We start from the raw sequence: 14,041 nt of genomic DNA, 5'->3' as shown, positions 1-14,041 counted from the left end.
GCGATGGATGATACTAAAGAAGAAGTAAAAATAGTGACTTATGAACCTCAATATAAAGCTGCTTTTAAAACTTTAAATGAAGAATGGATCAGAACATTCTTTGTGATGGAAGCTGGTGATTATAAAATTCTGGACCATCCCGAAGAAGAGATCTTGGCGAAAGGCGGACATATTGTTTTTGCCTTACTGAATGATGAGCCTGTGGGAACATGTGCTCTCATGAAATCAGGACATGAGCCTTCCATATATGAACTGGCAAAAATGGCAGTGAGCCCTAAGGCACAGGGAAAGAAAATCGGATATCTGCTGGGCAAAACATTGGTGGATCTGGCGAAAGATCTGAATGCTGGGAAAGTTGTCCTGGAAACGAATTCAGCATTGGTTCCGGCAATAAAGTTGTATGAAAAGCTGGGCTTCAGACACATTCCTATTACGGATGCAGGCTATGACCGTGTAGATGTACAGATGCAACTGGATCTCAATATTTAGGGCAAAAAAAAGATATTAGAACCCGGATAGAAAACCCTTGTTCTAATATCAAAAATTTAAATCTAATTGCTTTACTGTTTATCTTTTAATAAAAGTTTTCGTCAGAGACTTTTGGGTTCCGTTGATTTTAAGGAAATACATTCCCGCTGCAAGACTTTCAATATTCAGTTTTTCATCATAATAGCCGTTTGAAGATTTCAGATGATGGGTTGAAATAAGAATTCCTTTTGCATCAATAATATCCGCTTTAATCGATTTATCTTCAGACTTGTACTGAAAGGCAATAGTTGCAGAGGCAGGATTAGGAAATATTTTCAAATCATCTGCGGCAGTCTTTATTTCTCTTGTGGCCAATATTTCATTAGAACATGCCGGAATTCTGTTGATCCCGTCTATTCCCCATGAAGACTGTACCGGAATACAAAGCCAGTTCAGTACCGTAGGGAAGTGGTCTGTTTCCCTTGTGGTTGAGGTATAATCATAAATTTTGAAATTATTGGTTGTATTGGCATTATAAACAGGAGCTCCGGTAATAGCCATATTGTTGGCATTAGAACTTGAATCTGCCAGGGTGTTTCCGGAAGTCTCATTACATTTCCAGTTAGCCAGTAATTGAGCATAATAAGGATGGGATGGTGTAATATCCTGGTTGGCCCAGTTCACGATCACATCATTGGGAAGCGCTGATTTCCAGATTCTGATATCCTTATAAGACGCTGCCAGGTTGGGACTGTACGTATTCGTTCCGTCCTGATTTAAGGTCAAAGGAAGCCCGGAATCAATGTTTCCGATACTGCTCATTTTGGCAAAGGTTACCGGAACACCGTCTTCATAAAGCGTAACAAGACCGTCCCTGTCGAAGCTGGCGGCAATATGCTTCCATTTGTTGGTTTCTGCCTTTCCGCCTGTCAGGTCAATCCTGTTGGTTCCGTCACCGATATTCATTTTGAAAGTCTGTCCGGAATATCCTGAGAAAATGATTCCTTTATTTTTTCCGCTTGCCCAGTTTTTATTACCAAGCATTACAGGATCACTGCTATAGGAAGCATTTGGCTTGACCCAAAATTCAATGGTGAAATCCTGAGTGGCTCCAAAGTTAAAAGCAGCCTGATTAGCCGGTTTTGCATACGTTCCTGCAGGAAAGTTGAGTTGATTGAATGTTTTGTTGGATTCCAGAACCGTTTTGCTGATCTGCTGAGGAGTAAATCCCGGATTGGAATACACGGTAAAAATGTTTCTTTCAGATAAAGCGCCTCCTCCATGAGAGGTTTCTACCGCTCCGTGATCTGTGGTCAGTACTACCAGCCAGTCTTCATTGGCATAGGTCGGCCTGTTTTTCATTGCAGTAACAATTTCCCCGATAAAGGTATCTGTGGTCTGGATCGAAGAAACATATTGCGGAACCGTTGAAGAGAAACCGTAAGAATGACCGGCATGATCCACATCATCGAAGTCTACAAAAAGAATATCCGGATTGTCGTTCTGCAAAGCGTTTACCGCAGCATTTTTTACGGCAAGATCCGTGGCAAGATTGGTTTTTACGTCTGCATTCTGCACAATTTTATCATTGATCGGAGACCAGTGAGCCAGGGAAATGGTTCTTAAGCTGGGATTAAAAGTTTCAGCTCTTGTGAGAAAGTCCGGGTAATTGGCATAGTTCGGGCTTGTGAAATTGTTATCCTGAACATTGTGCTTCGTGTGCCATACCCCGGTAAGCATAGTGCTCCAGCCGTTTCCGCTCCAGGTGGTGGCAGCGCAAAGCCCGTCGAGAGAGTAAATAGACTGGCTGATGAGGTTCTGGATGTTGGGGGTAGAAGTAGACATCATTACGTCTGCACGGCATCCGTCAATACCGATAAATAGAACTTTTTTGGTCTGAGCTCCAAGGAAACAGCTCATTACAACCGCCATTGAGAATAGTTTTGTTTTCATGGGAAAAGGGTTTTGAAAAAGAAAAGTTTACAAATAGTAATTTATTTTTAATAATTGTAAAATTAGTTTACTATTTGTAAACATGTGTGAACGGAAAATTAATTAATTGATAATTAAAAAGTTCCTGTAAATGAGAATAGTAAAAGCCGTAAAGCCACAAAATGATTAAAAAATATCAGTTGTTTTTAAGTTTACTGAAATCTCTTGTTTTTACAAAAATATCAGCCAAAGTTCTACACTCCGCTGTACCGGAAGGGTATCAAATTCCTGATTTAGTAGTCAAAAAAGCACAAACATTTTCAACAGTATCATCATGAAAACATTTGTGCATCAGTATGTAAAAAAATGAGGCTGAATTAATAATTCAGGGGTGAAAAGAAGTTGTTAAAGAATACCTTCAGCCTCAGAAATCGTATTCAAAATATAATCAGGTTCTGCCCGCGCAAGCTCTTCCCTGCCCTGAGCACCGGAAAGTACGGCGATTGTCAATCCGCAGCCGGCATTTTTTCCTTCTTCAATATCAATCACGGAATCTCCGGCTTTTAGAACCTTACCCGCTTCAGTGATATTGAATTTCTTCATTGCAAGATGGATCATTTCCGGGCTTGGGCGGCTTTCTGAAACATCATCTGCTGTAATCAGGGCATCAAAATGAATCGTTTCTTTCCAGTTCAGTTTACTTAAAAGCTGATGAGCGATTTCGGAAGTGTACCCTGTATTTAAAACTATTTTTTTATGTTGGGCTTTCATTTTCAGAAGAAAATCTTCCGTTCCGTTGATGGGTCTTACTTCAAGGTTCTGGTATGATTCTTTTAGCTGGTCAGAAAAATTTTCAAAAATAGCCGGAGCATCTTCCTCATTACCGTTAATTTCTTTCAGCAGGCTGGTGATGGCTTCCAGTTTTTCCATTCCGGCGCAGGTAGATAATACTTTATCAAGGCTTACCTCATAGCCATAATCATTCACAGCATCCGTAAGGGTTTTATACACTACATTATCCTCGTCAATTGTTGTTCCGGCCATATCCAGAACCAGTAATTCTATATTTTTCATTTAAATTCTATGCGTAAATTTTTTCAATATTAAATTTAGAGAAACCACCGCTTCCCGTCATTCCCTTTCCTCCGATACCCGTTACAATATGAATATTGGCAGATGGGCTGTGCTCAAAAATGTCTTTGGTCTTGCACTGGGAATAAACCCCAAACCATCTTCTCTGGATTTCATAGGTAGGAAGGTCAATAATTTTCTTTGCTTCATGAATCATGAATTCATCAATCTCCATATTAAGGTCGTAACCAAGATCATCGGCATTTTTAGCATCGGCATATTCATGAGAATCGCCAAGAATGACCGAACCGTCAAGAGCCTGTTTGAATAAAATGTGGACCCCATATTTCTTTTCAAATGAATTAGGGTCTTCTAAGGCCTTGATTTTCTGGAAAGAAGGGCATTCGCTGAACGATTCATATCTTCTGATAGAAAGGCCGGTAAGAATATTCCCCTGAAGCGAATAAATCCCCTGCGGTTTGGTCTGAAGCATCTGAAGTTTACTCACTTCCAGGTCACTTTCATTGAATACGGCAGGATATAATGTCTTGAATTCATGGCCGCCGCAGATGATCATTTTGGAAGCATGAAATTCCTTGCCGTCTGCAGTGATAGCGGTACATTTTTGATCATCTTCCCAGGTTTCCAGAACCGTTGTGTTATAGAAGATCTGAAGTCCCATTTTTTCCTGTAAGAGCTTATGAAGTTTTATAATCATCTCTGCGGAATCTACGGAGAGTTCCTGTGGGAAGAAAAGCCCTCCTTTACAATAATCGGAACGAAGACCGTCAAACTTCTTGATACAATCGTTTTTTGATAATAAGACAGATTCATAATCATTATTTCTGTTGATTTCATAAAGCTCTTCAATCAGCTGAAGCTCTTCGTCATTGGAAGCAATGTATACAGATCCGTTTTTTCTGATGGTAAGATCAGCCTGGGTATGAAGTTCATTATATATTGCGAGGCTTTCTCTTCCGAAATTCTGCCATTTAAGATCCATTCCGGAGGGAACCACCTGGCCGAAATTTCTCACTGTAGCGCCCTGAGGAACAGCGTTTCTTTCCAGTAAGGCAACCTTAAGGTTTTTCTTCAGTGCATGATAGGCATGGAATGTTCCTAAAATACCACCTCCTACAACGAGTAAATCAAATTTTGTTGTCATAGTACTTATAATTTAAATTTTCGAAGTATCGAAATTGATGAATTGATTAGATTGAGAGTTTGAGTTTGATTTCGGCTTTGATTTTTTCCTGAAAGCCAGAAAAGCAATCACCGAAAGAATAAATACAGAGGCTGTAATAATATAATTTAATCCGATATAAAAATTAAGCCAGGAAGTCTGTGCCGAGCCGAAGTTCTTGTACAGCAGAATCAGGACACTTCCCAGATAACCGAATGAATCTACGATATAGATCAGGAATCCTACATTCCCCCTGATTTCAAAAGCGGCAATCATCCTGTCAAAATAAATTCCGTTGAAAGGAATATAGCAGATGTACATTCCAAAACCGGAAACGGTCATCCATAAAAACGGCGATAATAAACCTTTCTGGAATAAATAAGTTGAAAGTCCCACTGTAATAATCCCGGCAAAAAGAATGTAATGGTAATAAGCAAAAGCTTTCTTATTGTTTTTTACCTTCACCATAAAGCTCAGGATCACAAGAACCATTACTGCAATGGGAATTTCTGTTAAGGTGAAAACAGAGCTGTCAAATGTAAAATGCAGCCCGTCCCAGATCTCCCGGTTGAAATTATCCCTGAAATCTCTCAGAACCGTCAGGCAAATGTAAAGGAAGATAATACAGACAATCGGGATAAAAAACTGCTGAACCAGAGCTTTTCTTTCTGTACCATTCAGCGGCTGGCGTTTGTTTTTGAGCAAAATATCTTCTTCCGTAGGCTTCGGAATTCTTTCCAGCAGGATCCCGAAAAAGATCAGAGGAACAATGAAGATGAGTCCGGCCGAGAAAGGCATCCAGAACTCTGAGATATGGAAAGCATCCATGAGGAATTTCCCTACAGACTTTGTAAACCCTGAAGAAACCACAAAGCTCGAACATAGGAACAACCCTATAATTTCCGTTGTCTTACGTCCTTCAATATAAGAGAAAACAATACCCCAGATCATTCCCAGCGGAATACCGTTGATGAACATCAACAGGATATTGTAAGGAGCAGGAACCGCTGCAAACCCGAGCAGGGCAAGTTCAGCCATCGCAATGAAAGAGAATAGATAGGTAATTCTTTTTTTAGGCTCCAGCTCGGAAATAAATTTGATCCCGATAAATTTTGAAATGAAATATCCGATCGCCTGTGCGATGATGATCAGGATCTTATAATCTACTCCGAAATAAGAAAGTCCTTCAAAAGAAGCTACAGTGAAAGGTTTCCTGAAACCGTACATGCAGAAATAAACACCGAAAGCGGCAAAAGCAGCCTTCAGTGTTACTAACGTTTTTTTATTGATGGTTCTGGCCATGGTAATGGTTTAGAAATTCAGTTTTATTCCAAGATTGAATCTTACTCCGTAGTATTCCACCTGCTCGGGACGGTCTTCATTTTTACCGAAGTGATAGATCAGTGGTTTGTTCAGAATATTATTGACATCTGCGTATAAAGTCAGGTATTTTGTAAACTGGTAAGATCCTCCGAAGTCAAGATTACTGTATTTGCCGTAATAAGAATCATTGATGTCATCTTCAGCATATTCCACTGCATATTTTCCTTTGTAGTTGTAAGCAAGCCTTGCATTGAACCCTTTTTTCTCAAAGAAAAGCTGGGCATTATAAAGTTCCTTAGCCTGGTAGGGCAGCGCAACCTTTCTTCCGCTGGGTTTTTCCATTTCAGAAGTCATGAAAGTAGCATTAAGCTGCACTCCGAAATACTGAAGGAAACCTGGTAAAAAATCAAATCTTTTGTTGATTCCCAATTCGATACCGCCTAGCCATGCTGCATTCCCGTTGTTGGGAGCGGTAAACTGTACCCCGTTGATTCCGTTATAATTTCCAATGAAAGAATCCTGGAATATAGGATCAGTAATCGATTTATAGAAAACGCCACCACTCAGAATTCCCACATTGGAAAAATAATATTCTCCCATCAGGTCAAAATTCAAAGAATAGGTAGGATTAAGGTTAGGATTTCCACCTTTGAATTCATTATCCGCTTCAATATAAGTTCCTCCCGGTGTCAGGTCCCCGAAATTGGGTCTTGAGAACGTTCTTGTGGCTGCAAAACGGACATTGGTCTTATCATTCAGTGTATATTTTAAATGGATCATCGGAAGAACAGCCAGGTAGTTCTTGGTATTTTCAACAGGGGTAAGAACGTCGTCAATTACGCTGTATCCTCTTACTTTTGTATGGGTATTTGACAATCTGATTCCTCCAAGAAGGGTCATCTTATCATTCAGTTTATAAGTTGCCATTCCATAAGCATCTGCATGCTTTTCGAACACATCAAAGTTTCTCCCCAATGCCTTATTATATTCTAGCGCTTCGGAATCTGCCGTGTTAATCTTCAGATTTCCCTGATTCTGGTACCAGAACTGGTTCATTCCAGTCGTGGAAAGCACCGGTCCGAAAGTATTCCCGATATGGGTATTCATTTCACTTAAATATTTCGGCCCGTTGGCCTGTGTGGTGATGTATTGGGAATAATCTGACAGAAGGGGTGCCGTTCCGTTGCTCCAGTTGTAGAAAATATCCGAGAATTTCGCATTACGTTCTTTATCCCTGTATTTGAATCCGTATTTTAAAGTCAGTTGATCAGAAGCATTGATCTCATGATTGAACGCTGCTACGATTTTATCTTTTTCTTCCACAAAAACCTTATAGAATTCAAGATCTGTAAACCTCATCCGGGAGGCATCCATTTTAAAATTAGGATCGCTGTAGAAACCGAAGAGAGCATCGGGATTTTTATAGTCCAGTTTTCCGCCGTCGGCTTTCCAGTAGGCTCTTGGTCCGTTGCCGTGATCAGAAATATAATCCGGATTGATGCCTACTCCTGATTGAGTGTATTTGATAACATAATACGAGTTGTTCTGCTTGTCAGGAATATTGCCATACTTGAACCTATTGTCGTAATAAGATAAATCCCAGTCAATTTTTCCTTTACTTAAATTATGAATTCCACCCAAAGACACAGAGGTAAGTTCCGTGATCAGCAGATTGTGAATATTCTGAAGTTCAACCCTCGCCGTATTGTTTGCAGAACTGAATTTATCAAACCTGATTCTATGTTTGTAATGTGTTTCGTCATCTGAAAGCGTACCATACATCCCTTTCAGATAGAAAGTTGTTTTTGGAGATAAAACGTATTCAAAAGCTGTATTGATGCCGGTTGTTTTTCTCACCCCGTTGTAATCACGCAGCTCCATCCTGAATACACCTTCATCACCACTTCTTCTCGCTTCAAAATTATCCGTAGACCAGTTTCTGATAAAGTGGGCAAAGTTGAACAGATACCCGAACTTTTTATCTTTAGTTCTTCCGCCGTACAGCAATCCAAGATTGTAAACTCCTTTATCTGCCTTGCCATTATATCCGCTTCCCAAAGTTGCTTTGAACTCGGTTTTCATTGGCGGGGTTTTGGTAATGAAATTGACACCGCCACCAATTCCGTCAGCTTCAATATCTGGGGTAAAAGACTTATTGACATGTACATACGAGATCAGTTCCGTAGGAAAGAAGTCAAATGCTGTTGCTCTGGAAGTCGTCTCTTCTTCAGCGGTGGGAAGCCTGTTTCCGTTAATGGTCGTTGATGCCCAGAACGGAGGAAGTCCTCTCAGCGAAACGAATCTTCCTTCTCCCTGGTCCCTTTCGATGGATACTCCCTGTACACGCTGTACCGTTTCTGCTGCGTTTCTGTCCGGTAGTTTACCGATCCCGTCTGAAGCGATAACATTGGTAATATTGATCGCATTTTTCTGAAGGTTGAGTGCTCTTGCTTCCGTATTCTTTAAAGTTCCGGTCACTACAACCTCATCAATATTTTTTCGCTGCTGAGAAAGTCTGATCGTTCCCAGGTCAAATGTTTCTCCTGATTTCAGATCAACATTGATGTCGCTAGGTTCATAGCCGATGTAGCTTATCTGCAGGCTGTATTGGCCTTCTTTAATATCATTGATGGCGAATTTTCCGTCAACATCAGTGACTGTATTTTTCGACAGCCCTTTTATTTTAACTGAGGCGCCGGGAAGGGGCTGGCTGTCGTCAAGAACAGTTCCTATAATTAACTGTTTCTGTGCTGATACAAAAATAATGAAGCAGACAAAAACAAGGGTAAGTAATTTCTCTAATGCTGTTTTCATTTTTACATATATTAAATTTTTTATGCAAATCACGCCAATAATTTTAATATATATAAATATTTCGTGTTAAGTATTGATTAACAAATAGGTGCTGTTTGTTACGCTTATTTTACCTTGAAAATCACAGAAACAGGGAATGAAAATGAAGTGAAAGGCTGTTTAAATTCACTATATCAACGTTTTTTGTAAATAATGCCTGAAAATGGCTGATGTGGTTTTTTGTGAAAAAAGGGTCTGTTTCAGTTAATATTCTGTTCATTTAAGAAGAAAACAGAAAAACAAAAGTTGCATATTTGTAAACTTTTGTCAAGGCCAATAATGTAGATCAATCTGAAAAGTATAAAATAACAGCTTACCGGATGGGTCGGAAACTTTGAATTTTTTTCATCTTTTATGACTTACGTAGAAACCTCAATGGCTATTCATTATATTGAATCTGTTATACGGATTATAAGTTTAGGCTAAAGCCAATGGAATAATCTTTTTAATGAGAACGGGCTAAAGCCCGTCTCTCTTGAATAGAATGGCTAAGAGAATGTATTGCTGATGAAAACTATTATGCAGTATAAAAGTACAGCACCAGCATCACACAGCTTTGATCACTGATGCTTACCGGCACGTGTGGAAACTTACCGTTAAAATATAAAGAATCACCTTCTTTCAGAATTATCTCTTCATTATCTATGATATACTTGACTTCGCCTTTTAAAATATATTTGAACTCCCAGGCATCTGTGATTACCTTTTCCCTTTTAGAATTGGGCTCAAGAGTCAGCAAAACAGCTTCAAAACCTAAAGAGTGAAGACTTTTGCTGAAAATGTGCATATATTTAAACCCTTCAGCCTCAACCTCTTTTTCAATGATCTGCTGGCTTTCTCTGGGAACATAAATGAATTTCGCATTAGACTTTTTCTCTACACCTTCAAAGAAATAGCTGGCATCTATCTCAAGCGACTGAATCAGGTCCAGTAAAACAGGAAGCGATGGAATGGTTCTTCCGTTTTCAATCCTGGAAACAAGGCCGTTGCTCACATTGGCTTTGAAAGCCAGTTCATTAATGGTTAAATTGTTCTTTTTTCTAATATCCTTTAATCTCTTGCCGATACCTATTAAAAAGTCATTCATAATGCTGTGTAATTTAACCTGAATTATTTTTCTTCATTATATTGAGAAACAAAGGTAATATTATTCTGTAGAGATTGTATATAAGGAAGGAATCAATTCATTGAAAATTATTGTAGCAGATACAAAGGAAGGATCCTGTTCCTGAGTGCTTCCGGCTTTTCATAAAAAATTTCCCTATTTTTGTAAAACTCCTTATTTCATTTATGAAAAAAATTATTCTTATCGAAGACGAGACCAGCGTAGTTTCTTTTATTAAAAAAGGACTTCAGGAAAACGGGTATGAAATTTCTGTGGCTTTTGACGGCCGTACAGGAGTGCAGCTTGTGCAGGCCAATGACTTCGATCTGGTAATTCTGGACATTATGCTACCGGAAATGAACGGGTTGGATGTATGTAAAGAAATAAGAAAAACGAATCAGAGTGTTCCGATTTTATTCCTTACAGCGTTGGGAACTTCTGAAAATATTGTGCTTGGCCTGGAAAGTGGAGGAGATGATTACCTGGTGAAACCCTTTAAATTTATTGAATTGGTAGCCCGTGTAAAATCCCTGCTGAGAAGAAGCCATAACAACGGACCACAGGAAGTCGCAGAACCTGAACCGGATCAGGAACATGTGTTTCAGTTTTCGGATCTTACAGTGAATGACTATACTAAAAAGGTGACCCGTGCCGGAGAAGATATTTCCCTTACTTCCACAGAGTATAAATTACTGTTGTATTTCCTTAATAATCCTGAAAAAGTGATCTCCAGGGCTGAAATTCTGGACGCTGTATGGGGCGTCAACTACGAGCTTGGAACCAATGTGGTAGATGTATACGTGAATTATTTAAGGAAAAAGCTGGATAACCAGGAAGATAATAAGTTGATTCATACGGTAATAGGAATGGGATATGTATTGAAAAAAACGTAATGAATGTTTAATAAAGTAGTTACAAATCAGACCAAAACGATGGTACTTTTAATGTTGGTTTTTACGGCTATCATTCTGTTGTTCAGTGGTTTGGTGTATTTTTCAATTGTCAATTTTTCCCATCAGAGATTTTATGAATTGCTGAAAATACGTACAGCAACTATTATTCAGATCGAAAAAAGCAAAGACCACCTCGACCTTCCGGAGAAATACATCCTTAACAGCCTGACAGATGAAGAGCTTCCGATGGAGAAAGATTATGTTTTTGCAGTTCCCTCGGATTCCAATTTCAAAAAAATATCCCAGGAAGTTCATATTCCGGACTATTTCTTCAAAGATATCATCAAAACAGGGGAATCCAATTACAATGACAAAGAGTTCTATTATATAGGACAGAGTTTTAAATATGATGATAAGGATTATATTGCGATTGCTTCTGCCAAAAACCATTATGTGATCTACTATCTTGGGTTTTTAAAGAGAACACTGCTTACCTGCATCGTACTTTCACTGTTCTTCAGTATGATCTTTTCTTTTTATCTGTCTAAAACATTATTCAGACCGATCTTAAAAATAACAGGAAAAGTAAAGGAGATCAGCTCGGAAAACCTTCATCTAAGACTGGAGCCCCAGCCGGATAATAAGGAGCTGAATGAGCTGGTTGATACCTTTAACGGGATGCTCAACCGTATTGAGACTTCTTTTGAAACCCAGAACCATCTGATCGGAAATGTTTCCCATGAATTAAGAACACCTTTGACCTCCATTATGGGGGAAGCTGATGTTGCGCTGTCTATCAGCAGAACTCCTGAAGAGTATAAAGAAACCCTGGAAATCATTCTGGACGAAGCGGAAAAGCTTGACAGGAAGATCAAAGCGCTACTGATGATTGCCCAAACCGGATTTGATGGAAAGATCCAGAAAATGGATAAGGTCAGAATCGATCAGCTGCTTTGGGACGTGATCGAAACGCTGAGAAGAATTGATTCCAGAAACAATATCTATCTGGATATCAGTATGCTTCCTGATAATCCGAAAAAACTGAAGGTTCAGGGAAATGAGCAGCTTCTGCATCTTGCGGTAGCCAATATCATCAGTAATGGATGCAAGTATTCTAATTTTCAGCAGGTTAAAGTCTCTCTGGGAGCAACGGATACTGATGTATATATTATTGTAAAAGACAATGGTATCGGAATTCCTGAAGAGGAAATGAATAAAATCTATGATCCTTTCTTCAGAGCGTCCAATACCAATAACTATGAAGGCTACGGAATTGGGCTTCCGCTGGCCCGGAACATTGTCAGAATGCATCACGGTGAGCTGATCGTAAGTTCACATGAGAACCAGGGAACAACCGTTCAGATGCGTTTCCCTAATTTTTACAGCACACAGAAAGACGTAGTGTAAATCCTGAATATAAAAAGTAAATAAAAGCTTTCCACGCCTGATGGTGCCGATGGGAAACATAGTGCTTTAAAAGTTTTTATCACATATAAAATGCAGGTCTTTTCATTTATATTGTTGATAATTATGTTTTTATGTGTATGTTTTTTCTGCTGTTTTTTTCCATATTAATACCTGTTAACAATTTTCTAATCTCATTTTAATCTCTTTAATGACATTTTAATTCCGTTCCAAAGATCCTCTAATCTGGTCGTTCTAGTTTTGTATCATCAAAAAAGATCAACACAATACAAAATAATAAGAACATGGCTAAAACAATTTTAATTGCAACAGATTACTCTCTTGAGTCATTAAACATATTGAAAAAAGTACTGAAAGAGAAGGATGCATCGGAAGATCAGAACCAATACAATATTCTTCTTACTTCAGGGTATGACTACGGAGACTCTATCAGAGATCTTTTATTTAATACCAAAACATCGGTTTTCAATAAAATCAGACCGGAAGAGTTTTGTGATGCTTACGGAATTATCAAAAATAAGTACCCTCACCTGGTTAATAAAATTGTCTGCGACATTTTTACAGGAAGCTTCCAGAGAACATTCAATCAGTATGTGAAAGCTGAAAACATTGAAGAAGCGTATTATTCTTCATCGGTCAAAAGCAAAGGGAAGGGAAAATTTGACCTTATTCCTTATATCAAAAAATGCAAAGATCTGCAGTCCCGTGAAATCGCAATTGAAGTAAGAGAAAAACTTCCGGAAAGAGGAAGATTGGCAGAGATCTTTGTAGAGGTCTAGAAAACACATCATGAACAATTTAAAAAAGTAAAAAATGTTAAGAAATTATAGTAACAGCAGGACACTGGGAGACAATATCAGATTGGGGACGCTGACTGCATTTACAGCAGGTACTATAAATATAGCATCCCTATTGATATTCCTCTCTTTCACATCAAACGTTACCGGGCACTATGCTATTTTAGCAGCAGAGATCAGTAAAGGAAACTGGACCCAGGTGGCGGTTGTAGGCGGATGGATCTTCCTGTTCTTCTTCGGAAGCTTTCTGTCCAACTTTATTGTGATCAATTTCAATAAGAAAAGTAAATATTTTGCCCATGCCATGCCGATTGTGCTGGAAATTATATGTCTCCTCTTTGTAGGGGTATACGGGCAGCTGTATTATCAGAAAACGCTGGAAGAAACAGAATATCTGGTGGCTCTGATGCTTTTTGCCACAGGTCTGCAAAACGGATTGACGGCGAGTATTTCCAACTTCTCTGTAAAAACAACCCACCTTACAGGAACTACCACCGACCTTGGAATTCTGGTGTCTATGTTTACCCAGAAAAAATACAGGAAAAACGGTGAACTGATCGGGAGAGCGAAATTATTAATGAGCATTATGCTGGCCTATGTTTTAGGAGCGGTATTCTCAGGAATGACCTATTATTATCTGGAATTCAGAGTGTTTTATGTGATCAGTCTGTGTCTTCTGATCGTGATCGGATATGATGCCTACAAGATTCACGTGCGCCACTTTAATACAAAATACAGATACAGCAGGATTTATAAGAAGCCTAACCTGTTTGCTTATCTGTATGATAAGATTCACGGGATTCCAAAAAGAGAAAAGAAAAGAAAGCTTGTCTTTGAAGACTGAAAATAGATATATCACTATTAATTTTTTTTGTATAAACTAGCTGTTACACCCCTTATTTTATAATAAAATTGGGGGTGTTTTTAATGGTTTTATGATCAATACAGATTTGTGTGCATAGTACTCAAGACAAATAGGTTTCTAAAGGAA

At 38.8% G+C, this 14,041-nt stretch carries 11 protein-coding genes; 5 read left to right on the top strand and 6 right to left on the bottom strand.

Annotated features, from left to right (window positions below; all coding sequences use genetic code 11):
- Nucleotides 1–3: 3 nt before the first annotated feature.
- The gene (locus BBI00_RS15615; RefSeq protein ID WP_065399816.1) at nucleotides 4–489 is read left to right on the top strand and encodes a GNAT family N-acetyltransferase; all 486 of its coding nucleotides are present in this window, start codon (nucleotides 4–6) and stop codon (nucleotides 487–489) included.
- A 78-nt stretch (nucleotides 490–567) separates the two neighbouring features.
- Here BBI00_RS15615 and BBI00_RS15610 read toward each other — a convergent pair whose 3' ends face one another.
- From BBI00_RS15610 to BBI00_RS15585, 6 genes are all read right to left on the bottom strand, one after another.
- Nucleotides 568–2,421 (bottom strand): alkaline phosphatase family protein, encoded by a 1,854-nt coding sequence (locus BBI00_RS15610; protein WP_065399815.1) that lies wholly within the window; start codon nucleotides 2,419–2,421, stop codon nucleotides 568–570.
- A 384-nt stretch (nucleotides 2,422–2,805) separates the two neighbouring features.
- Nucleotides 2,806–3,474 (bottom strand): HAD-IA family hydrolase, encoded by a 669-nt coding sequence (locus BBI00_RS15605; RefSeq protein ID WP_065399814.1) that lies wholly within the window; start codon nucleotides 3,472–3,474, stop codon nucleotides 2,806–2,808.
- Nucleotides 3,475–3,481: 7 nt separating this feature from the next.
- Nucleotides 3,482–4,636: a TIGR03364 family FAD-dependent oxidoreductase gene (locus tag BBI00_RS15600; protein WP_065399813.1), complete on the bottom strand. Its 1,155-nt coding sequence runs from the start codon at nucleotides 4,634–4,636 to the stop codon at nucleotides 3,482–3,484.
- Nucleotides 4,637–4,648: 12 nt separating this feature from the next.
- A complete protein-coding gene (locus BBI00_RS15595; protein ID WP_065399812.1) occupies nucleotides 4,649–5,956 on the bottom strand; it encodes a DUF5690 family protein in 1,308 nt (435 codons plus the stop codon).
- 9 nt (nucleotides 5,957–5,965) lie between these two features.
- Nucleotides 5,966–8,791: a TonB-dependent receptor gene (locus BBI00_RS15590; protein WP_065399811.1), complete on the bottom strand. Its 2,826-nt coding sequence runs from the start codon at nucleotides 8,789–8,791 to the stop codon at nucleotides 5,966–5,968.
- Between the two features lie 556 nt (nucleotides 8,792–9,347).
- Nucleotides 9,348–9,917 (bottom strand): helix-turn-helix domain-containing protein, encoded by a 570-nt coding sequence (locus BBI00_RS15585; RefSeq protein WP_083988549.1) that lies wholly within the window; start codon nucleotides 9,915–9,917, stop codon nucleotides 9,348–9,350.
- Nucleotides 9,918–10,120: 203 nt separating this feature from the next.
- Between BBI00_RS15585 and BBI00_RS15580 the strand changes: the two genes are divergently transcribed.
- From BBI00_RS15580 to BBI00_RS15565, 4 genes are all read left to right on the top strand, one after another.
- The gene (locus tag BBI00_RS15580) at nucleotides 10,121–10,828 is read left to right on the top strand and encodes a response regulator transcription factor (protein ID WP_065399809.1); all 708 of its coding nucleotides are present in this window, start codon (nucleotides 10,121–10,123) and stop codon (nucleotides 10,826–10,828) included.
- Between the two features lie 3 nt (nucleotides 10,829–10,831).
- Complete coding sequence (locus BBI00_RS15575) at nucleotides 10,832–12,235, top strand: sensor histidine kinase (protein ID WP_065399808.1); 1,404 nt, start codon at nucleotides 10,832–10,834, stop codon at nucleotides 12,233–12,235.
- A gap of 302 nt (nucleotides 12,236–12,537) precedes the next feature.
- On the top strand, nucleotides 12,538–13,032 hold the full coding sequence (locus tag BBI00_RS15570) for a hypothetical protein (RefSeq protein WP_065399807.1): 495 nt from the start codon (nucleotides 12,538–12,540) through the stop codon (nucleotides 13,030–13,032).
- Between the two features lie 34 nt (nucleotides 13,033–13,066).
- On the top strand, nucleotides 13,067–13,894 hold the full coding sequence (locus tag BBI00_RS15565) for a YoaK family protein (RefSeq protein WP_065399806.1): 828 nt from the start codon (nucleotides 13,067–13,069) through the stop codon (nucleotides 13,892–13,894).
- Nucleotides 13,895–14,041 lie beyond the last annotated feature (147 nt).

This window comes from Chryseobacterium arthrosphaerae (assembly GCF_001684965.1).
GTDB lineage: Bacteria > Bacteroidota > Bacteroidia > Flavobacteriales > Weeksellaceae > Chryseobacterium > Chryseobacterium arthrosphaerae.
Note: the sequence above shows the minus strand (reverse complement) of the source record. Positions and strands in the feature narration are given on the sequence as shown.